The sequence below is a fragment of the Sphaerobacter thermophilus DSM 20745 genome (assembly GCF_000024985.1).
GTDB lineage: Bacteria > Chloroflexota > Chloroflexia > Thermomicrobiales > Thermomicrobiaceae > Sphaerobacter > Sphaerobacter thermophilus.
Genome location: NC_013523.1, coordinates 2508245 through 2529851, shown reverse-complemented (window position 1 = coordinate 2529851; position 21607 = coordinate 2508245). Strand labels below are relative to the sequence as shown.

The following is a 21607-nucleotide window of genomic DNA, read 5'->3' as shown; positions in this document are numbered from 1 at the left end:
AGTATTTCGATGAGAGATCCTCAGGAGTTGCTCGGTTCGACACGGTGGCGGCTGGCAGGGCCGTACCGCGGCGGCCGGGTGGTGGCGGTGGCTGCCGACCCTGTGGACCCGCTGACCTTCTACTTCGGTGCCTGCGCCGGGGGCGTGTGGAAGTCGACGGACGCGGGCGCGACCTGGCGCAACATCTCCGACGGCTTCTTCAAGACCGCCTCGGTCGGCGCGATCGCTGTCAGCGAGGCGGACCCGAACGTGATCTATGTCGGGATGGGCGAGTCGTGCATCCGCGGCAACGTCTCCCACGGCGACGGCGTTTATCGGTCCGACGACGCGGGTGCCACCTGGCGGCACCTGGGCCTGGCCGAGACCCGGCATATTGCGCGGGTGCGGATCCACCCGAAGAACCCGGATCTGGTCTACGTGGCCGCCTTCGGTCACGCCTTCGGCCCCAACGAGGAGCGCGGCGTCTTCCGCTCCAAGGACGGTGGGCAGACCTGGGAGAAGGTGCTCTACCGGGACGAGAACACCGGCGCCTGCGACCTCTCGATGGACCCGAACAACCCGCGCGTGCTCTACGCCGCCATGTGGGAGGCGCGGCGCTCGCCCTGGTCGCTGGTCAGCGGCGGCGAGGGGAGCGGTATCTTCAAGACGACCGACGGGGGTGATACCTGGGTCGAGTTGACCAACAACCCCGGCCTGCCCCAGGGGCTCAAGGGGCGCATCGGCGTGGCCGTCTCGCCCGCCAAGCCCGACCGGGTCTGGGCGCTGATCGAGGCCAAGGACGGCGGCCTGTTCCGCTCCGACGACGGCGGCGCGACCTGGACGCGGCTGAGCGATAACCCGGAGCTGCGCCAGCGGCCCTGGTACTACATGCACGTCTTCGCCGACCCGGTTAACCCGGATGTCGTCTACGTGCTGAACCTGCGCTTCTGGAAGTCGACCGACGGCGGCGCCACCTACATCGGCATCCCGACCCCGCACGGCGACCATCACGATCTCTGGATCGATCCCAAGAACCCGAAGCGCATGATCCACGGCAACGACGGCGGCGCCTGCGTCTCGCTCGACGGCGGGGTGACTTGGTCGAGCATCTACAACCAGCCGACCGCGCAGTTCTACCACGTCACCACGGACACCCAGTTCCCGTATCGCATCTACGGCGCACAGCAGGACAACACCACGCTGTCGATCCCGAGCTACTCCGACCGCGGCGTCATCAGCGCCGACGACACCTACCCGGTCGGCGGCGGGGAGTCGGGTTACATCGCCGTGCGGCCGGACGATCCCAACATCGTCTATGCCGGGAGCTACGCTTCCCGCATGACCCGCTACGACCACCGCAGCCGGCAGGAGGTGGACATCACCGTCTGGCCGGACGACCCGATCGGCTACGGTGCCGAGTCGATGAAGTACCGCGTCCAGTGGACCTTCCCGATCCACCTCTCGCCACACGACCCCAACGTGCTCTACGTCGGCGCCAACCACCTGCTCCGCTCGACCGACGGCGGGCAGAGCTTCGAGGAGATCAGCCCGGACCTGACCCGTGGCGAGCCGGAGACGCTCAAGCCCTCCGGCGGGCCGATCACCAAGGACAACGTCAGCACCGAGTTCTACGGCACGATCTTCGCCTTCGCCGAATCCCCGGTGCAGCAGGGCGTGCTCTGGGCCGGTTCGGACGACGGGCTGATCCACGTCTCGCGCGACAACGGGAAGACGTGGGAGAACGTCACGCCCGACCTGCCGGAGTGGGCGCTGATCTCGATCATCGAGGCCTCCCCGCACGACGCGGCCACGGCCTACGTCGCCGCGACGCGCTACAAGCTGGACGACTTCCGCCCCTACCTGCTCAAGACCAACGACTACGGGAAGACCTGGCAGCCGATCACGAACGGTATCCCCGAGGATGACTTCACTCGCGTGATCCGCGAAGACCCGGTGCGCCGCGGGCTGCTCTACTGCGGCACCGAGACCGGCCTCTACGTCTCCTTCGACGACGGGGCCAACTGGCACCGGGTGACCGGCAACCTGCCGGTGGTGCCGATCCACGACCTGGTCATCCACGACACCGACCTGATCCTGGCGACGCACGGGCGCTCTTTCTGGGTGCTCGACGACCTGTCGGCCCTGCGCGCCTGGCCTGATATCGACCCCGATGCGCCCGGCACCCTCTTCCCGGTCCGGCCGGCCTACCGGCTCATGGAGCCGCGCCGCTGGCCCGAGTCCAAGACGGTCGGCTACAAGTCCTACGTCACCGCCGGCGGGAACCAGGTGCTCGGCGAGATCGTGCCCGACGGCGAGGGCGGCACCCGCGTCGAACTGCGTGGCGCCGGAGAGAACCCGCCGGTCGGCGTGCTGGTGCAGTACCGGGTCGGGGTCGAGAATCCCAAGTCGGTCGCCCTGAGCTTCTACACGGCCGACGGCCAGCTCATCAAGCGCATCGCCAGCGACGATGAGAAAGCCAAGGGGCCGAAGCCGAAGGCCACGCCCGGCGTCCACCGCTTCGTCTGGGACATGCGCTACCCGGACGGCGTCGACCTGGAGGGCGTGCGGCTGGCTGCCTACTGGGGTGGCGGCGTGATCGGGCCCAAGGCGGTGCCGGGCACCTATGAGGTGCGGCTGGAGATCGACGGACAGGAGGTCGGGTCCCAGCAGTTCGAGATCCGCAAGGACCCGCGCATCTCGGCCACGCAGGAAGACCTGCAGGCGCAGTTCGACCTGCTGATGGCGATCCAGGCCAAGCTGAGCAGCGTGCACGAGACGGTGCTGCGCAGCCAGCGGCTGCGCGAGCAGATCGCGGCCTGGCAGGAGCGGCTGCGGGCGTCCGGCCAGGAAGCGCTGGCTGAAGAAGCCGGCAAGGTGGCCGAGAAGCTGGCCGAGGCGGAGAACTACCTGGTGGAGTGGCGCCACAAGGGCGGCGCGGACGCCTTCAACTACCCGCCGAAGGTGAACAGCAAGCTGGCGTCGCTCCAGGGGACCGTCTCCTACGCCGACGCCCGCCCGACGCAGCAGGCGTACGGCGTCTTCGAGTACCTGAGCGGCTGGGCCGACGAGGGCATCGCCCGGCTCAACGAGCTGATCGAGTCCGAGATCGGCGCCCTCAACGCCAAGATCGCCGAATCGGGTATTCCGCCGCTGGGCTAGCCTGGCCCACCGGCCAATCCCGCAGACTCACCGTCCGGGGCGAACATTACGTTCGCCCCGGACCCGCTTCCCCACGTCATCCCGATCGGAGCCGCCCAGCGGCGGGGGGAAGGATCTATTCCTCCCGTGCGCCCTCTCGGACGGAATCCGCCAGCAGCGGGGTCGGGTGTTGTCCGACCAGCCCCACCTCGACCACGGAGGCGCTGCCACCGCGCCGGGGGAAGTGGCGCTGGGGCTAGATGCCCAGCGCCATCGCGATGAAACCGAAGAGAACGATCACACCGGTGGTGGCGCCGATGATGGCGCGCGTCTTGGCCGTGAATGGCAGGTAATAGATCAGGAGGGGAATCGCGATCCAATCGATCCATGGGATCGGGAGGAGGACAATAATAAGCCAGAGCCACCAGTGCTGATACCACTCGCGCTGCCTTGGCGGCGCGGCTGCCGGCGTATCGGAGACGTCGGTGGGCTTGACCTCGATGCGCTCAACCTCGGCGCTCTCAGCCTCGGTCGAATCAGATTGGAGTTCGCGGATCGTGACGACCGGCTCGGCGGCAGCCGCGCTTGCCCGGCTGGGCTGGGCCGAGCGTACGCCGCTCGTAGCCGGCGCCACCGCGGGCGAAGCTGCCGGACGGGCCGGTACCCGCACCGTGGGTGCTCGCCGCGCGGTCGCCACGCCCGCCATTGACAGCACCACATGGCGGCAGGCCTGGGCGTCGTCGAGCGCGCGGTGGGTGGGGGGCATCGGCGCGCCGGTCTCGATCGCCGCCTTTTCCAGCGTGTGCCAACGGTGGTTTCCATAGCGCGCGTTCCACTCGCCGCGGTACGCCGCGTAGTTCAGCATGGCGCACTGCCAGTCGGCGCGGGGCACGCTGATGCCGTAGCGCCGGCAGGTCTGCGAGATCAACCTCCGGTCGTAGGCGGCGTTGTAGATGATGAGCGTGGGGTAATCCTGGATGATGCGCGCCAGCTCCTGGTAGACCTCCGGCCACTCTGGCGCGTTCATGACCATCTTGTTGGTAATCCCGTGGACCCGGGTCGCCTCGGCGGGGATGGGGTTCCGTGGCTGGACGAGGGAGTTGAGCAGGACGCGCCCGGCTTGATCCACGACGGCGATATCGACGATCTCGGCGTCCGGCCCCAGACCGGTGGTCTCCGTGTCGAGGTAGACCACATCGTCTCGCCCGACGATGTCGATGGCCCAGCGCACTGCTGCCTGCCGCGCCGATCCCCTCGCCGACATCGACCCTGTCCTTCCCCTGCCCACTACGCCGCACCGGCACCTCGGTCCACCCCGGCGTGCACTGCCCCCGGCCCAACGGGGGTCCCCGGTCATCATTCGATTGTTCGTTGGAGCGAATGTACGGCTCAGCGAGCTTACCGTCAATCCCTCTCAACTGACAAAGATGCTACCCGGCCTTCTCTGGCGTGGGGGATCACGTCGGAAGCGCTCGGCCATCGTGCCCATCGGGAGATTGACGACATGCTCAGGTATACCGGCCGCTCCGTCTCCCGCCCGCCTGCCCCGGCCCGGGCGGCTGCCGACCGTCGCCGGGGTGGGTGGCGGAAGGGTCCTCGTGCTGCGGTGCGTGCCCGGGACTGAAGCCGCCGGGCTAGAAAGCGAAGCCCACTGAAGGGGCTGGGAACTAATTTTGGAGTGCGGCGGCCCGAGCCGCCGCTTTGGTACCGCGCGGCATCAGCCGCGCGCCGGGGTGGGTGCCGTGCCGCCGTTGGGACACGGGACGGATGCCGCGAGGATCCCCGCGCTGTGGCACGCGCCCCGGGATGGGTGGTGCGAAGGATCCCACGCCGCGGGCACAGGCCGGGCAGTGGGACTCAACGCCGAGGTGTGAATCTCATCAGGTCTGGTCACAGCGGCAGCCGCTTGAAAATCCGCTCGGGCACCGCTTTGATGACCAGCATGACGAACTGCCAATACCAGGGCGTGTAGACCGTCTCTTTGCCCTTCTGCATGGCTTCGTAGATGTCGCGACCGACGCGCTGGGGCGACGCGAAAAGCGGGCTCTTTCGCATGTGGGCCGTCATCGGCGTGTCGACCATGCCGGGCTTGACCGTCACGACCTTGACACCCGCCTTGCTGAGCCGTGCCCGCAGCCCCTGGAGGAAGATGCTGAGGGCGCCCTTGGCGGCGCCGTAGACGTAGTTCGAGCGACGGCCGCGGTCGCCTGCGACCGAGCTGATGACCGCCAGTGTGCCGTGGCGCTGCCGCTCCAGGTCGTTGGCCAGCAGCGTCAGCAGGGCGATGGTGCTGGTGGCGTTGGTGTGCCACTCGCGCAGGGTGGTCTCGACCGAGGACTCGCTCTTCTTCTGGTCCCCCAGCGTCCCGTAGGCGATCAGGACGGCGTCGATCCGCCCGAGAGCCTGCTTGGCGGCGTCGAGCATGGCGGCGTGACCGTCGATGTCCGTCAGGTCGAGCGCGTAGGTGTCGACCTGCGTCGCGCCGCGCACGCGCAGGTCGTCGCGCATGGCCTCCAGCCGCTCCGGCGAGCGGGCGACGAGGAACAGGCGCGCGCCGTCGGCGGCGTAGCAGCGGGCCACCTCGGTCGCGATGGCCGAGGTGGCCCCGATGATCAGCACGGCGGGCGTGGTCGCGTGCATCGCGGTCGTCATCGGCTCTGTCCGTCCTCGCTCGTGACGCGCCTCCAGAAGCTGGAGGAGAATTTCGGATCGACATAACGGGCGAACTCTTCCCAGCGGGGGAAGCTGGCCCGGAAGCTCTCGGCGCTCATGCGCGCGTCCTTGGCCGGGTAGAGCGCACCGCCGCTCTCGCGCACCACCGTGTCGAGGTCGTCGAGCAGGCGCAGCGTCTCCTGGCCCTGGAGCGGGAAGTCGAGCGCCAGCGTGATTCCCGGCCGGGGGAAGGAGAGCATCCCCGGCGAGGGCACGTCGCCGAAGGTCTTGAACACCGTCAGGAACGAGCCCTGGCCGGAGCGGCGGATGCGGTCGAGGATCTCCTTGATCGGCACGTTGTCGCCGTCGAACGGCACGACGCACTGGTACTGCAGGAATCCGCGCCGGCCGTACATGCGGTTCCAGGTGTGGATCGTGTCGAGCGGGTAGAAGAACGGCTCGTACGGGATCACCTTGCGCACGCACCGCGCCCGCTGCCGGTGGTAGTAGACGGTGTTGAAGGCGCGCACGGTCCAGGTATTGAGCAGCATACCCGGCAGGTCCACCGGCACCGCCAGGCGCAGCTTCCGCTCCGGCGGGCGGTTGGGTCGCACCGGCGACGGGTCGTGGTTGCCGCGCATGAAGTGGCCGCGCACGTAGCGGCCCCCGCCGACGAAGCAGTCGATCCAGGAGACGATGTACTCGTAGCGGTCGGCCGACTCGGCCGAGAGCGCCAGGAACTCGTCGAGCGACTCGAAGCGGATCTGCTCCTCGGCGATGTAGGCGTTGGTGATCGGCTTGAGCCGGATCTCGGCCCAGGTGATGAGCCCGGTCAGCCCCAGCCCGCCGATCGTGGCCCGGAAGAGGTCGGCGTTCTCCTCGGGCGAGCAGATCAGCCGCTCGCCGCTGGAGCGGACCAGTTCGAAGCGCAACACATGGCGGCCGAAGGTCCCGGCGACGTGGTGGTTCTTGCCGTGGATGTCGTTGGCGATGGCGCCGCCGACCGAGACGAACTTGGTGCCCGGCGTCACCGGCAGGAACCAGCCGCGCGGGACGAACGCCGCGAGGATCTGGTCGAGCCGGACACCGGCCTCGCAGCGGAGGACGCCGGTCTCCTTGTCGAAGTGGATGAAGCGATTGAGCCCGGTGACGTCGAGGAGGGTGCCGCCCTCGTTGAGGCAACTATCGCCGTAGCTGCGGCCGTAGCCGTAGGGAAGCAGGCTACCTGGGAGCGCCGCGAGGTCGGGGATCTCCTTGCGCCAGGAGATCGGCACCACGGCGCGGTGCTGGACGCGCGGGTAGCGACCCCAGGAGCCATATTCGCGGACCGACGGATCGAGCACGGGCACCTCTCCGGTTCACACGCCGCCAGCCGTGCAGGCACGACGGCCGGTGCATTGCCGCCCAACAGGATACACCACGGCTGTGTCCGGAAGTGCCGACGGACGATGCTCGCCGCGCTGGCGCGAGTACGTCATGCCCGTCGTGTCCCAGTGTGGCGACTAGCATGCCGCTGTGCCTCTGGGCGGGTGTCGTTACGTCTCGATGCTATGAGCCTGGCTACCAGCACGCCGTCCGATGGACGGACTTGAACCGCGGCATCAGGGCCAGGGCTTGCGGAGAGGCCATGTCGGCGGACGGACTAGGGGCGGTCGGGGCGACTGTGGCGATTGGTAGCAATGAGGGCGCGATCGCTACCGTACACGCGAGCACGACTGTTCGTAACGAATTTTCACGGATGATGACATGCCCTAGAAGGTATTCTTGCGGAATGTTCCTGCAGCGAGATCGCCACGTCTTACGTGACGCATGTAGGTGTGCTACAATCGCAAGTGGTCCAAACCCCAATGCGGTAGCAAGGCAGGCCATTAAAGTCATAACCCCAGGACCTGAGCACCGGCCCGAAGGCCGGGGGAAGATACCTGGGGAATAACACTGTCATCTTAGCAGAGTTGATAAATCCTGTCGAGAGTATGTGCACGTGGCCACGGATTACATCGGGAAACTGCGTCTACCCATCTCACCTGAGCGATTGGAATCCTACCGTCCGGCCGCGGGCACCGATCTGGACACGGTCGTCAACTACTTTTGGAACCTCTGTCTTTGCGAGGCGCTCTACCCATCACTAAACGCAGCGGAGATTTCGCTCCGAAACAGCATTCATACGGCGCTGAGCAGCCACTACCAGAACGACTACTGGTTCGATGATGAGAATGTTGTCGAGTCCAGGCAGTATCAGCAGGTACTGAAGGCGAGAGAAACGCTGCGCCACCGCGAAAAGGAGGAGACGGCAGGGCGGATCGTGGCTGAACTAACCTTCGGGTTCTGGGTTGGATTGCTCAATAGGCCGTACGAGGCGAAGATCTGGGCACCCAACGGGTACGATCTCCTGCGAAAGGTCTTCCCCCATGCCCCTCGAAGAGCCCGGAAGCTGAAGTTCCTCCGCGACCGGTTCTATGAGATCAACCTCCTCCGCAATCGAGTCTTCCATTATGAGCCAGTATGGAACCGACCCCAGCTTGATCAGACACACTCCCAGATCTTGGAGGCAATCGGCTGGATCAGTCCGGAGAAGAAGGCCGCAATCGCGTTGTTCGATCGTTTTCCCGAAGTGCACTGGTCGGGCAGAGCGAAGGTTGAAGCGGAGCTCAAGAAGTATCTGGGGCTTCCGTAGAGCCCTCCACCTATCTCGCCCCAGTGCCTCTTGGGTGGCGGGACGGATCCGCGTTACAGCGCGTCATGCGGTGTCGATCTCTGCCGGTGGTGCACTGAGCTCGTAGCGGGTCACCCGGACGCCGTTCACGACCAGCTCCTCGGTCGGGTTGCCGTGGGTGTCGAGCCAGCGCTCCAGCGCCCGCTCGGGGTCGTCAGCGCCGACCCGGTCGGGCGATTCGATGAGCCAGAAGCCGGTGGCCGACCCGGCCCGCTCCTGCAGCAGGCGCACCATTTCCTCTTCATTGAACCAGACGTCGGCGGTGAAGCTGCGCATGGCGATCGCCTGGTACTGGGCGAGGCGCGGCTCGCGCTGGGCGAAGTAGTCGTAGGTGGTGATCAGGTAGCCGGGGGTGACCACGAGCACGTCGCCGGGCTGGGCGTGGTCTGCCACCCAGGCGTAGGCCGAGCGCCAGTCCTCCTTCTGTGCCGTGTGGGCGCGGTTCACGTCGCGTAGCGGCCCCCAGGCGAAGGTGACGAGCAGGAACGCGGCGGCGAGCCCCAGCGGCCAGATCCAGCGCTGGCGGATCAGCCAGGCGACGGTCGCCGCCACGAGCAACAGGTAGGCGGGGAGCGCCACGATCGCGTAGCGGTCGGAGAAGACCGACTGGCGCAGGGACACGAGCCACAGGCCGACTACCGGCACGACGCTGAGCGAGAGGAGGAGGAGCCACCAGCGCGCCGGCTGCCGCCGCAGCGCCAGAACCACGGCGCCCAGGCCGGCGAGCACAGCGTACAGGACCGCCGCCCGTTCCTGGACGACCACATCGTAGCGGTTGACCGCGAACTTGACCGCGAAGATCTGGAGCGCGTCCCACAGGCCGACCTGCGCGTGCCAGGTCGCCACCTGCCCGCCGATGACCCGCAGCGCCCAGAGCGCGATCGGCACGTAGGGCAGCGTCAGCACCGCGACCGCCAGCAGCCAGCCGCGCGCCCGCCCCGGCCAGGCGCGGCGCAGGATGACGGTGTAGAAGGCGTAGAGCGACTGAGCCGCGAAGACGAGGACGGTGGCGACGTGGGTGTAGAAGAGCAGCGTCGTCGAGACGGCGTACGCCACCCACCAGCGGCGCTCGTTGCGCTCCAGCGCCTCCACCAGGGCGTAGGTGGACGCCAGCGCCAGCACCACCACCATGGCGTACATCTTGGCCTCTTGCGAGTACCACACATGGTAGGGGGAGATGGCGAGCAGCCCGGCGCCGATCAACCCCACCGTCGCACCCGCCACCCGGCGGCCGAGGAGATAGATCAGGAGGACCCCCACCACCCCGGCTACTGCCGACGGCGCGCGCACGGCGATCTCGGAGATGCCGGCTAGGCGGACCCAGAGCGCGAGCAGGATGTTGTAGAGCGGCCCGTTCTCCCCGGCCGCGACGAAGGTGCGCAATACCTGGTCGAGCGGCCGCTGGGCGCGCACGACCACGTCGATCTCATCGAACCAGAGGCTCTGGCGGTTCAGCGCCGTCAATCGCAGAGCCGCCCCGGCGACGACGATCGCCGCCAGCACGCCATAGTGCGCCAGCCGGGCATAGATGAGGCGCCCCGCCCGCTCGCTCCCGGCTCTCGCGCTCTCGGTGACCGTCATCGCGACTCCTGCACCCGACCCCCACCCCGCACCGCCTTGCCTTCGGCGGCGCGGCACCATGGATTAAACGCCCTGCGGGGCTGTCCAGTCACACGACCGAGCGCCCCCGCGCACGGAAACCAATGCTATTATCAATAGTGTGTTCTGTACTGATAATCAGGCGCTGGCCTAACCAGCGATTTCAGTACAGTTGTCGTACTCAGAGATATCGCTTCATTGTCCCTCGATGCACTCAATGTGCACGCCGTCCCCGTTCCAGGCACCTAGGACTAAGGGTACCCGGATGCTCTCGCGGGCGTCCGGTGTGTCTGGGAATCCAGCGCCCAAGCCGGTGGGGTGCGTGGTGAGCGGGGGGCGATGAAGGTCGAAGAGATCCAACGACTACACGTCGATCAGCTCGAGCGATCAGGGTGGCTCCGGCGGCGGCCAGTCGCCGCCGGTCCGGCGGTGGTGGACCTCGCCGCGATCACGCTCTTCTGGCTGCTCTTTTTCTGAGCGGCGATAGCTCTGATCACCTCTCGCGATGTTCGAGCACGATGTTGCTGGGAATCCTGTCATCCATCTTAGGTCCTGTTTCATGTCGGAACGAGCCAACCCGATGTGCCCTTTCGTGCAATTTCGGGGTACACTGGCGCTGATCGAGTGAACGGCAGAGGTCGAGGATGTTGAGTATGCACGATGCTCGGGACTCGATTCGACGAACGCTATCTGAACTAAAGACGTTCCTGGCACAGGAATCCGTCCCGAGGCTCAGTGAAGCGGACACCAAGGCCTATTTCATCGAGCCAATCCTGGCAGCCCTTGGGTGGGTGGGCATCGGTGTAGTGAGGCGAGAATACTACGTCAGGAACTCTCAGGAGTTCATCGACTATGTTCTCTTCGACCCAGACTCCCACGGATCACAGGTACGCCCGGTCTTGGCCATTGAGGCGAAGGCGCTTCAGACCGAGTTGACTGAGAAGAATGCGGCTCAGTTGATCCAGTATTGTGCGGTCGAGGGGATCGAGTGGGCGGCACTGACCAACGCACGCGAACTCCAGCTCTTCAATACGTTTTTGCGCCCCGATCTCGCCGCGAAGCGCGTGATGCGTCTGGATCTGCTCGCGTTCAATAGCGATGAAGAATTTGAGGTCCTCTTTGAGCAGCTTTGGCAGCTTTCACGTGAGAGTATCAAGTCACCCAGCATCCGTGACTGGCTTCACCAAGTGCGGCTCGACAAAGCCGTTCGGGATGCTGTCCTCAATCCAAGTTCCCCCGTTGTCAAGCTTCTTGAACAAGAGCTGGCAGCCGTCGATATTCGAACATCTCCCCAGGAACTCGTTCAGTGGTTTCGAACGCATCTCGGCACTCCGGTGACGCGAGTTCCACGCCGACCTCAGGAAGCGGCGGCACACGTCTCTCCCCGTTATGGATCGACGGATTCGGGTTCCGCGACGGACCATACTCGATCTACGCCTTCTCTGTCCTCGGCGTCTGTCGGTGCATTATGGCACATCCCTGCTTCCTCGCCACAGAACAAGGGAAGGTACAAGCACTCTTATGGTGTGCACCTGAGTGACCTCGTCAAAAGCGGGGTCTTGCCAGCGGGTACTCCCGTGATCCTGGTGGGACCGCGTAACAAAGACCTGGCCCATGCTGAGGTGAGTCAGGATGGACACATCATCTGGGGTGGAAAGCGGTATCGCTCGCTGTCAGATCGCGCCTTCTGCGCGGCGTTTAGTCCTCCCCGCGTCTCCTTCAACGGTTGGAAACACTGGTATGCAGTGTTGCCGAGAGGTCGAGTGCAACTCGCGGAGTTGCGCGAGGAGTATCTTCGAGCAGTAGCCGACCAGAAGAATGTAGGCTAGGTCGAAGGATCTCAATTGACCCCGCGCCACCCGATCGTTGTCGGGTGGACGCTCGATCAACCCAGGACCAACCTTGCTGCGACCCACTGACTCTGGGTCATCTAACCGAGGTGCGCTTCCTTGAGTTTAGAGGGGAGCGGCGCCGTCCACTTGCTGTCAGCGCGGGGTCGTCACCGACGTAATCGCAGCCGATTTCTAGGCCTGATCCCCTCGCCCGAGCTTGGAGCCTTCCCAGCCTCGATACAATTGAGTGTATAGACGAGCAACGACCGGGCGTGGCGTGCGGGCTGGCGGAATGCGACCTGCTTGGAAGGGCTCCGTACCGGTCGGCGCTATCGCGGAGGAATGACTATGTGGTTTCATCGCACCCCATCGACTTTGATCGCACCCGAGGAGGCGCTGCCGGGTCGTGACCGCCCGGCGTTCGCGATCCCCAGTCACCACGCCGTGCTGGGCACGCCGATCCAGCCGCCCTTCCCGGAGGGGCTGGAGACGGCGGTGTTTGCCCTCGGCTGCTTCTGGGGCGCCGAGCGGCTCTTCTGGCGGATCGACGGGGTGTACACCACGGCGGTCGGCTACACCGGCGGCTTCACGCCTCACCCGACCTATGAGGAGGTCTGCACCGGGCGCACCGGCCACGCCGAGGCGGTGCTGGTCGTCTTCGACCCGGCGAAGGTGTCGTACGAATCACTGGTGCGCACCTTCTTTGAAGAGCACGACCCGACCCAGGGCATGCGCCAGGGCAACGACATCGGCACGCAGTACCGCTCGGCGATCTTCTACGCCGACGACCGGCAGCGGCGGATCGCCGAGGGGATGCGCGCGGCCTACCAGGTGGCGCTGCGCCAGGCCGGCTACCATGAGGAGATCACGACCGAGATCGCGCCGCTCGGCCCCTTCTACTACGCCGAGGAGTACCACCAGCAGTACCTCCACAAAGTTCCGTGCGGTTGTTAATCACGGCAAAGCGATAGGTGACATCCGGCGTCCCGTCCGGCTGCACCACAATCTCCTTCACCAGCGCCTCCACGACCTGCCGCTTGACCGCGAACGTCAACCCTTCGCGGCGCCGGGCCTTCAGTTCCTCGAGCAGCGCGGCCGCGGTCACCAGCCCGGCCCGGCGCTCCTCCCGACGCTGTTGCGCCCGCTTCAGTGCTTCGATCTCTTCCTCGAGCACGGCCCGCTCGCGGCGCATGGCCGCAAGCTCGCGCTCGAGGTCGGTATCGTCGATGATGCCCTTGCGGTAAGCGGTGAGCAGTCGTTCCCGCTCTTTCTCCTGGCCCGCCAGTTGGCGCCGCCGGCGCTCGATATCGGCCTCGATATTGCCCGCGTCGTCCGCATCGGTGTTCAGTTGCGCGGCAAGCTCTTCGAGGATCGGTCCGGGGTTCTCGAGCCAGGCGTCAATGTCGCGCCAGATCAGTTCCTCGTACTGCCAACTCAGCGCGGGGTTCGTGCAGCGCTCCCCGCCCGTGTTGTGGCGCTGGTGGATGTTATTGCAGGTGTAATAGCGACGCTCTTGCCCGTCCTTCGTGGTGTAGGCGAGGCCGGTATAGTTCGAGCCACAGGCGCCACACTTCACCAGCCCGCTCAGGAGGTACTGCCGCTTGGCGTTGCGCTTGGCTCGCTTCTTGTTGCGTCGAAGCTGCTCCTGTGCGGCTTCCCACGTCTCGGCATCCACGATAGCGGGGACTTCCCGCTCGGTGACGGGGACCGGGAACGGGCTGCGGCCGGACTTGCGGCGGCCATAGACCGCGACGCCCTTATAGACCGTATTGCGCACCATCGTGCTGACGCGGCCCGGCCGCCAGATACCGGCCGTCGGACGAGCGCGGCCGGCAAGCAGGGCCCGCGTCGGGATGCCCCGCCGGTTCAACTCAGCAGCGATCCAGACGGTAGAGCGGCCTTCGGCGACGAGCCAGTGATAGATCATTCGCACGACATCGGCCGGGCTGATATCCAGGCCCGGGATCGGTTCCTCATCCACCACGAGCCGAGCGTCCCGGTCTTGGCCCTCGACGCGGTAGCCGTAAGGCGCTGTGCCGCCGGTGAAGAATCCCGGCCGCCTCACCAGTGTTGCGAGCGTGTCAGCCGACCGCTCAAGCGTGTTCAGTCGCTCAATCGTGCCGATGTCGATTTGAACCGAGCGCGTGAACCGCCCCATGATCGTCGAGGCGTCAATCGGCTGCGTCATGGCGATGATCTGGCCGCCGGCGCGCTCGATATCGAGGATGGCTTGCCGCGTCTCGATATCGCCGACCTCGCGGTCACGGCCCAGCCGGTCGTACTTGTAGACCAATACTACGTCGAACCGGCCGGCCCGAAGATCGATCAGGAGCCGCCGGCCAGCCTCGCGCTCCGCAAACGGGATCGTGCCAGAGCGCGCATTGTCGGCGTAGATCTCCGTCAACGTGTAGCCGTGCTTGGGCGCCCATTCCCGGGCAAATTCGATCTGACCCTCGACTGATTGCCGATCGGTCGAGACTCTGGCGTAGATCGCCGCCCGTCGGGACTGTGCAGCCGTCGTGCGGTTAGATACACTCGCCATTGCAGTCCTCCCGGCTAGACTCCAAGGCCTGCCGCCGCCCCGTAGACCGCGCGCGCTGCGACATAGGGCAGCCACTGCCGACGCAGCAGCGCTCCGGCGATAGCTTCCATACCCCGGGAGACGGCCGGCTCCTTGAGAATCTGGTGAGCTCGGATGCCGGCCGCGAGTATCGCGCGGTCGCGTGCCGCAGTCCGCCGTGAGGGGGTAGACTATGCATGCGGTCACCTCCCTAGCAGGTGATTCGCCAACGCCCCGGCTGTGTCCGCAGCGCGGGGCTTCCTCGTCCCATCGAGAGCATTGTGACACACAATCTCGGTCTTGCATAGAGCACGACCGCGGCGATCAACCGCGGCCGTGCGTCGGTAGGGGTGAATTGGGGAGGAAGGGAGCGTGCTATGCACCGGCGCCGGCGATCACATAGGCGCCGAACGCGCTCCGCACGTGGAGCAAGGCCCGCAGCTCGAAGCGGATATCGACCAGGTTCTGAGCCAGCTTCGAGTACGGGTCTGCCAACACTGCCAAGCTACCCAAATACAACTGCCCGATCATCTGTGGATCGATCAACAGTGGGTCGGTCACGATGGGCGACTCGAAGACGGTGAGGCCCCACAGCGGGCTCGCGCTGCCGGTCGCCCGAGTCGGGAAGATGTAGTCGCCATCGCCATCGCCGCTGGGCTGCTGGGCTAGGTCCAGTGCCACCGCGTCTGCGGGGTTGAGCGCCAGCACCGTGGGATTCGCCCCATTGCTCCGCATGGCCGCGACGCCATGCCGCACCTGCTGGATCAGGTCCGCGCCGGTGTCGCCACTCGGCGGGTTGGCGTTGATGATCGCGTTGTAGCAGTGCTGGTCAATCGCCTGATTCAGCGCCCGCCGCGCTTCGGTCTCGAAGAAGCGCTGCGCCGTCGGCAACGACTCCAGGACCGCAGTCGGGACATCCTTCAGCACAACCGCGAATTGCCTCACCTCGGCCACCACGTGCTCGATACCGACGGAAAGCGTCGCCTTGTCCGTGGTCGCATCGAGGTCGCGCTCGACCGTGCCGGTGACTTCGCGCGCGGTCTGCCGGAAGTCCTGTACGCTCGTGTCCATGCCGATATCAGCCGACGGGAACACCGACCACAGATAGCGGCTGTCAGCTGGCATCGGCACGATATCGCCGGCCGGGCGTGGGCTATACGTCGCAGGGTCCGGGAACGACGGCGGCAACGCCTCGCGCAGCAAGACGGTGACGCCAGGGTTACTCCGCAGATCCCAGCCGCCTTGCTGGAGCGCGCGCCACAGCCCACCCGCTCGACCGCCGGCAATCGGCATGGTGCGCCCGTCGGCTGGCGGCGGCTCGTACGGGTCGCTTCCTCCCGTTCCCGCGCTCTCCGCGCGGTCGCGCGCCTCGCGCCGTTCTTGCTCGTGTTCGATGAACGCTTCGAGCGCTGCCACCGTCTCCCGGTCGGCCTCCAGTAGCGGCCGGCACGCAGTGTCACCGTTGGCGACGCGCTGTTCAAGATCTGCCATCCGCGTCAGCAGTTCCCGGCGCTTGGCGCGCGCTTGGTGAATGTCACGCACCTCCGGGATACTGATGATCTTCATGACACACCCTCCTTGTCTGCCTCAGAGAAAACAAAAAACAGCGCTGCTAAGGTGAAGTTCCTTCCCCCTCGGCGCCGTCCAGCCGCCGAGCGGTCCGGTGTCACCCGCACGCTGCTGCGTGGGTTCGTTCACACCTGTTGCGAACGCTTTTCGATTGTCCAGCCGGCGTCCCCAGCGCCGGTGGAGCCTGTGGAGGATGAGCGGCGCGGCGCCGTCCAGCTCCCGCGCCGCCATGGGTGATATCCACAAGCTCCGACAGGAGCTCCGATTACATTTTACCAGATGCGGGCGAGTTCGCGAAAGCATCGGCCGAACAATCACGAGCAAGCCGCAATGCGCGCCAAAGCAGCTCCTCTGCCTCATCGGACAACGGTTCCGGCGCCGCGCAACGCAATTCCCACGCCTCAATTACCGCCCGGCACGCTTGCACCGCAGTCAACACGAATTCCCCCGTGCGTGGCGGGCGCCCCGTCCCCGTTTCGCGCCCCTTATCCATCGCTATCTGCCTCCTTCCCGCCGCGATCGAGCGTTCGTCGCGGGTCGGTTCCAGCCCAAAGCTGGGTTACGTTCCCCGGCTCTCGCTCTGTCGCCGGCGGCGCAAGTTCCCAGCGCAGCCGAGCGCGAGACACCGGATCGAGGCCGAATCGCTGCTCTTGCAGACGAATCTCAGCCATCAACTTCGGGTCGTGCGTCTGGTAGAAGCTATTCACAAGGATCGCCAGACGGAGCAGCCCGTCCTCATCAGTTGGTGTGTACTGCTCGGCCATCGGTGACCGCCAAACATTGCGCCACCAGGCCCGCGTCTTGGTGTGCCACGCCAGCCCGTCGATCGCGGGCAGCCGCGGCGCCCGCTGCCGAGCGGGTGTGCCCGTCGCGAGCTTCACCGCCATCACCTTCCGATGCCCTCGCACCAGGTGCGCCGGCTTTGGGATACGTCCCGGTCCTGCCATTCCCTGACCTCCTCAGCGAAAGTCCCACGATTGGGCGTACATTTATCGAGGCCCGCGCGCGGTCTATAGGCGGCACCGTTTGAAGATTTGCCCCGCCCCTCCCCCCTCGCCCGCATGCCCGCGCAGCTCCGGCCGGCGTCGCCCACGATGCGCGGTCGCGGCGCGGGCGCAACGCTGTGCGTGGTACTCCCCACCCTGCGGTGTGCGTCGTGCGTCGCGCGCCGGTGCGGTCGTGCCCGCAGGCCTGCGGGTCGTGCCGCCGTGGTGCGCGGCGTCGCCTGGCGGCCGCGTGGCGTCGTGCGTACGGCAGCGCCTGGCTGCGGAGCGGTGCGGAGCGGTGCGGTGTCGCGGCGTCTGCGGTGCTGCATGGCGGCACCCCCTATATATCCCGGATCACGCGGCGGCGCGGCGCTGGGCCCGCCTGGTCTGCCGCGCGGCAGTCGTGGTACGGCGGCGTGCGAGCGCCGCGTCCACATCGGCCACAAGCTGCGCCTGCACCGCAGCCGGGTCGGCTCCGTCCGGCACGAGCCACGCCAGCCAGCGTGCGCAGGCCTCCGAGCCGAGCCACGCGCGCGCCTCGGCATCGCCGGCGCGGGCGTCGTCCACCGCCTGGCGCACGATCGCCGCGACCAACGCCCGCTCCGGCTCCTGGCCGGCCACGGCGTGGATCAGCGCACCCGGCGTGGTCGCGCGCGTCATTAGGCAGCCTCCTTCCCGTCGCCGCCGGCACAGTGCGGGCACCGCTTGTGAAGCCAACTGCCGCTCATAATCTCCTCGCGCGTGACGAGGTAGGTGCGGCCGCAGTCGGCGCACTGGATCAGCCAACCCCGCCCGGGCTCCGTTTCCGGCTTGTCAGAATCGCCTGTACGCGCCGATTCGCCGTTACAGGTGGAATCACCCTCATGACCCGGGATTGGCCGTATTTGGCCTCCAGAAGCCGCAGAAGGGCCTACAGCGGGTTTATGGCCTTGGCCGCTGCACTGTGGACAGATAAGCCACCGGCCGCCCATGATCGCCGCCCGGTCTACCTCGTAAGTCGCAGCGCATCGGCCGCACTCGATAAGCCAGGTCACGCGGCACTCTCCTTTACTAGGCACGCCCCACAGAACCCAGCCGCATTGACGACAGAGATCTCGCGACCGCATCCCCGACAGCGCGGCGCACCCCGTTTGGAATAGGGCTGTATTTCAGCGTCCGAAACGTCCGGTGCGTCCGATTCGGTCATGTCAGTGAAGGACGCCCGCTGTGGTATGTCGGACGTTCGGACGTTTTCGGACGTTTCGGACGTTTGGACGTAAGAGGTGTGGGCGCCCTCCAAAACGTCCGGCGGCACGTATGCGTCGGATGTTCGGACGTTTTCGGACGTTTCGGACGTTTGGACGTAAGGGGTTTGGGCGTCCTCCGAAACGTCCGACGGCACGTATGCGCGGTAGAGCTTCAGGGCGTCGATGCGGCGGATGGTCCGCAGCCGCGTCCGCTGCTTGCCCTCGTCCCGCTTCCGCGCGATCCGCAACCGGTCAAGGATTCTGCCCACCCTCTTGGCGTTGGTGAACTCTTCATCCCCATCGACCAGGCCCTCGTCGCGAGCAAGCGCGTTCATCCGTTCCGCAACGCTGGCCGCCGTGAACTCGACCTCCCGCTGCATCCCGGGATCGGCCTGTAACGAAACGTCCGAAACGTCCGAAAACGTCCGAACGTCCGCAATCTCGGCAACCGCCATCACGGCCAGTCGCGTCGCATCGGGATACTCGAAGTCGGCTTTCTCCCGCTGGTAGGCCGCGGCCACGTCGCGGATGCACTGCACGAGATCAGGCACCCCGGCATCTTCGATGACGCGCGCCGTCGCAAAGAGCGGCCGCCACGGTTCGAATCCCGGTCCCGTGAGCTGGTGGCTCTCCGTGGACTCGTAGGCCTTCTTCGCCGCGGCCAGGTAGTGAAGGCCGAAGATCCACAGGTTATCGACCAGCTCCCGCCGGTCATGCGGCCAGTAGTGCTCCTCTTCCGGATCGTGGTTCGCCCGACTCGGGTCCGCGCTCCGCACCAGCGGCACGACGATGGTCCGGCGAGCGAGCACCGGGTCCGGCAGCCGAATCGCCGAGAACACCTTCGGGCTGTAGGCGCTCACGTTCCGGATCATCCACCCACGCGAGCCGTTCGGCTCTTTCACTGGAACAGCGGCGCCCTTCCGGTTGCCGGCCAAGAGTAGCGCCCGCTTGTCCGGGTCGCTCGTCTTTGGGTCGGACAGGTTCTCAGCATCATCGAAGCAGAGCGTCGCGCCGTATTCGGACAAGTCACGGAGCGCCGCGTACGAGCCGCCAGCCAAGATCACTTGCCCCAAATAGGACAGGCGGGCAACTAGAGTCAGCGTCTTGGTCTTGCCGCTCCCCTTGTCCCCGTTCGGCCAGAGGTAGGGGAAGGCCGCGAACGCATCGGAGAGCCAGGTGCTCAGCACGTAAACCGCCAGAGCCTTCGCCGTGGTGCGCTGGTCCGCAATGCCGAAGGACAGATCAAGGAAGCGGTCGAAGATATCAACCAGTTGCTCGAAGAGCCTGGCCGCGTCCGGCCGAGCGCCCTCCATCGCGCGCTTGAAGCCAGCGGGCGATATCAGGCAATCCGCCGGCGGCTGGTAGCCGAGCCGGATGTCCCACTCAGGTGGGAAGGGTGCGCTATTGTCGAGCGGTCCCCAGGCTTTGACCTTTCCACTCGGCTCTAACGTGAGGATCACCAGCTCGGTGCGGTGCTCTACCCGCGGCGTCTTCAGCTTCACAATCTGGCCGGCGTCGTTGATCGTCTCGCGCAACGTGACTCGCAGCGTGACCCACGTTGCGAGGTAGGCCCGCCCGTCTGGCAAGAGGCCCAGCAACCGGCTGATGCGGTGCGGTGCCTCCACAATCTCGATGGTGGCGTCGAGTTCTCTTCCGCTCATGCCGCCACCACCTTTCCGCCGACAATGCGGGTGACCGGCCGCCGCTTCCGCGAGCGCCGCGCTTGGGCATTCTGTGTGGTCGGGAGCGGCAACCCGAGCATACGGGCCAGGTAGCCGACCGCAGGATAGAAGTCCTCGCAGCCCGGCACGAGGTTGCGGACCAGCGCGATAACATCGCCCGCCATGCCGCACTGACGACACCAGTACCCGGAGTCACGGCCGCGCCAGACGCGGAACCGGTCCCGGCCGCCACACCACGGGCACGGCCCGGCCCACTCTTCGGCCTCACGGCGCTTCGAGTAGCCGCGCGTGCTGTAGACCATGTGACCGGATTCGGTGAGCACCTGGACGATATCGGCGCGCTCGCGAACTTCGGCGGCCAGCGCGAGCCACGCATCGTGCCGGGCGTCGAAGGGGTCGGGCACGTCGGCACCAGCGCGGTGAAGCCGAATCCGGCGCCGAAGTTCGTACCGCAGCGCCTGCTCTAGCTCTCCCAGCATCCACCGGGAGTACTCCGCTTCGGGGCCGTAGATCTCTGCTAGATCGGCGCGCGTGTATCGCAGCGCGTCCAGGCGGGCACGCAGTTCGAGGTCGTGTAGGTCAAACGGGACGTTCGTATCGGGTTGGGTCTTTCGGATTACGGGGCTCTGTGTTACCATCTTTATGACTCCATTCCGTTCGCGTGAGTCGCCGCCGCGCCCGGTCCGCCACCCGGCCGTAGGCGTCTCATGACTCCATTCCCAACACAGCCCGAAGCGCTCGCAGGCAGGCGTACACGTCCGGCTCGCTGTGCCGGCGCATCGGGCGTGTTTGTGCGGTATCCTGTCGTTGCGGTGCAGACACCAGAGTCGCATCGTGGCGCGCCGGTCGGTCTGCCAGGACGGGAACCGGCGCGTCCCACTCTTTACTGCGCATCGCGCCCCCCTTCCTCTGCCGGCCGCTGTTGCGTTGCACTCTCGCCGAGCGCACGGCGCAGCAACCAGCGCGCTTGCTGTAGGGGATCGCGCTCTTCAGCACGCGCGAGGGCTTCGAGCCGGCGGTAATCGTCCCGGCTCAGCACGATGGGCAGTAGCCGTGGCTTTCCGGCCATGTGTGAGCCTCCTTTCCTGAGAGCCAGGATAGGAGGCGTGAGCGGAACGAAAAGGAACTATAATCGGCGCGCGCTATTCCTCGGGAAAGCGACTGAGGATATTGCGCAGATGACGCCCACTAATCCCAAAGCGCGTTCTGGCAATGGTTTCCCAGCTGAGGAATGGTTTGCGGGCCTTGAGGGCGCGGGCCTCGCGCGCGATTTCACGCCATACGCCGCCGCCGTCGTCCTCCATGCGCGGCCGCCCGCGCCGTCGAGGCGGTCGGATGATCCCGAGGCGGCGTAGTAGGTCGATTAATTCGGCCGGCGTGGCATCAAGGATGATCTCAGGGAGGTTGCCGTCCCGGTGCTCGAGCTCATTGAGCACGCGGGTCATTTCCTGGTACTCGTGACTGCTCATGAACCGCGTTATCTCGCGGAAGGTTGGGCGTAGCGAGGCAAGAACATGCTCAAGGTGCTGGCCCATGCCGCGAAGCTGGTCCCCAACTGCGCGGAACTGCCTGGTAACGGCTTCCAGTTGCTCGGTGAGGTCGTCCGGTGGTACGCTACGCATGCATCGCTCCTTCGCAGTCGATGCCACTCGCCCGGCCGCCCCATCGGCG

Annotated in this window: 17 protein-coding genes; 5 read left to right on the top strand and 12 right to left on the bottom strand. The window is 66.3% G+C overall.

The features are described from left to right. Positions 1-9 precede the first annotated feature (9 nt). Entirely contained in the window at positions 10-3138 is a 3129-nt protein-coding gene (locus tag STHE_RS11425) for a WD40/YVTN/BNR-like repeat-containing protein (RefSeq protein WP_012872738.1), read from the top strand. Positions 3139-3373: 235 nt separating this feature from the next. Here the strand turns inward: STHE_RS11425 and STHE_RS18555 are convergent, their stop codons facing one another. The 3 genes from STHE_RS18555 to STHE_RS11410 all read right to left on the bottom strand — a co-directional run bounded on the left by STHE_RS18555 (position 3374) and on the right by STHE_RS11410 (position 7112). Continuing rightward, on the bottom strand, positions 3374-4381 hold the full coding sequence (locus STHE_RS18555) for a 3'-5' exonuclease (protein ID WP_012872737.1): 1008 nt from the start codon (positions 4379-4381) through the stop codon (positions 3374-3376). A gap of 626 nt (positions 4382-5007) precedes the next feature. Next, positions 5008-5769: an SDR family oxidoreductase gene (locus STHE_RS11415; protein WP_012872736.1), complete on the bottom strand. Its 762-nt coding sequence runs from the start codon at positions 5767-5769 to the stop codon at positions 5008-5010. Next, a complete protein-coding gene (locus tag STHE_RS11410) occupies positions 5766-7112 on the bottom strand; it encodes an FAD-binding oxidoreductase (protein ID WP_012872735.1) in 1347 nt (448 codons plus the stop codon). The genes STHE_RS11415 and STHE_RS11410 overlap by 4 nt, the downstream gene beginning before the upstream one ends. A gap of 638 nt (positions 7113-7750) precedes the next feature. Here STHE_RS11410 and STHE_RS11405 point away from each other — a divergent pair. Further along, the gene (locus STHE_RS11405; protein WP_148219968.1) at positions 7751-8443 is read left to right on the top strand and encodes an Abi family protein; all 693 of its coding nucleotides are present in this window, start codon (positions 7751-7753) and stop codon (positions 8441-8443) included. Positions 8444-8506: 63 nt separating this feature from the next. Here STHE_RS11405 and STHE_RS11400 read toward each other — a convergent pair whose 3' ends face one another. Beyond that, positions 8507-10063, bottom strand: a complete 1557-nt coding sequence (locus tag STHE_RS11400) for a glycosyltransferase family 39 protein (RefSeq protein WP_012872733.1) — start codon at positions 10061-10063, stop codon at positions 8507-8509. Positions 10064-10420: 357 nt separating this feature from the next. Between STHE_RS11400 and STHE_RS19055 the strand changes: the two genes are divergently transcribed. From STHE_RS19055 to msrA, 3 genes are all read left to right on the top strand, one after another. Next, on the top strand, positions 10421-10558 hold the full coding sequence (locus tag STHE_RS19055) for a hypothetical protein (RefSeq protein WP_012872732.1): 138 nt from the start codon (positions 10421-10423) through the stop codon (positions 10556-10558). A 176-nt stretch (positions 10559-10734) separates the two neighbouring features. Then, positions 10735-11910 (top strand): restriction system modified-DNA reader domain-containing protein, encoded by a 1176-nt coding sequence (locus tag STHE_RS18550; protein ID WP_169308194.1) that lies wholly within the window; start codon positions 10735-10737, stop codon positions 11908-11910. Positions 11911-12261: 351 nt separating this feature from the next. Then, entirely contained in the window at positions 12262-12867 is a 606-nt protein-coding gene (msrA, locus tag STHE_RS11390; protein ID WP_012872730.1) for a peptide-methionine (S)-S-oxide reductase MsrA, read from the top strand. Here the strand turns inward: msrA and STHE_RS11385 are convergent. The 8 genes from STHE_RS11385 to STHE_RS11350 form a co-directional block, all read right to left on the bottom strand. After that, positions 12779-14455, bottom strand: coding sequence for a recombinase family protein (locus STHE_RS11385; protein WP_012872729.1), 1677 nt, complete (start codon positions 14453-14455; stop codon positions 12779-12781). The genes msrA and STHE_RS11385 overlap by 89 nt on opposite strands. Positions 14456-14848: 393 nt before the next feature. Further along, positions 14849-16039 (bottom strand): DUF4200 domain-containing protein, encoded by a 1191-nt coding sequence (locus STHE_RS11380; RefSeq protein WP_012872728.1) that lies wholly within the window; start codon positions 16037-16039, stop codon positions 14849-14851. A 488-nt stretch (positions 16040-16527) separates the two neighbouring features. Next, positions 16528-16989, bottom strand: coding sequence for a phage terminase small subunit (locus STHE_RS11375; RefSeq protein ID WP_012872726.1), 462 nt, complete (start codon positions 16987-16989; stop codon positions 16528-16530). Between the two features lie 393 nt (positions 16990-17382). Continuing rightward, positions 17383-17688, bottom strand: coding sequence for a hypothetical protein (locus tag STHE_RS11370; RefSeq protein WP_012872725.1), 306 nt, complete (start codon positions 17686-17688; stop codon positions 17383-17385). Positions 17689-18058: 370 nt separating this feature from the next. Beyond that, the gene (locus STHE_RS11365) at positions 18059-19789 is read right to left on the bottom strand and encodes a hypothetical protein (protein WP_174265935.1); all 1731 of its coding nucleotides are present in this window, start codon (positions 19787-19789) and stop codon (positions 18059-18061) included. Between the two features lie 122 nt (positions 19790-19911). After that, positions 19912-20574, bottom strand: a complete 663-nt coding sequence (locus STHE_RS19235; RefSeq protein WP_012872723.1) for a primase-helicase zinc-binding domain-containing protein — start codon at positions 20572-20574, stop codon at positions 19912-19914. 245 nt (positions 20575-20819) lie between these two features. Next, positions 20820-21005 carry a hypothetical protein gene (locus tag STHE_RS11355; RefSeq protein WP_012872722.1) on the bottom strand — a complete coding sequence of 62 codons (186 nt, stop codon included), beginning with the start codon at positions 21003-21005 and terminating at the stop codon, positions 20820-20822. A 73-nt stretch (positions 21006-21078) separates the two neighbouring features. Beyond that, entirely contained in the window at positions 21079-21558 is a 480-nt protein-coding gene (locus STHE_RS11350) for a hypothetical protein (protein WP_012872721.1), read from the bottom strand. Positions 21559-21607: the final 49 nt, after the last annotated feature.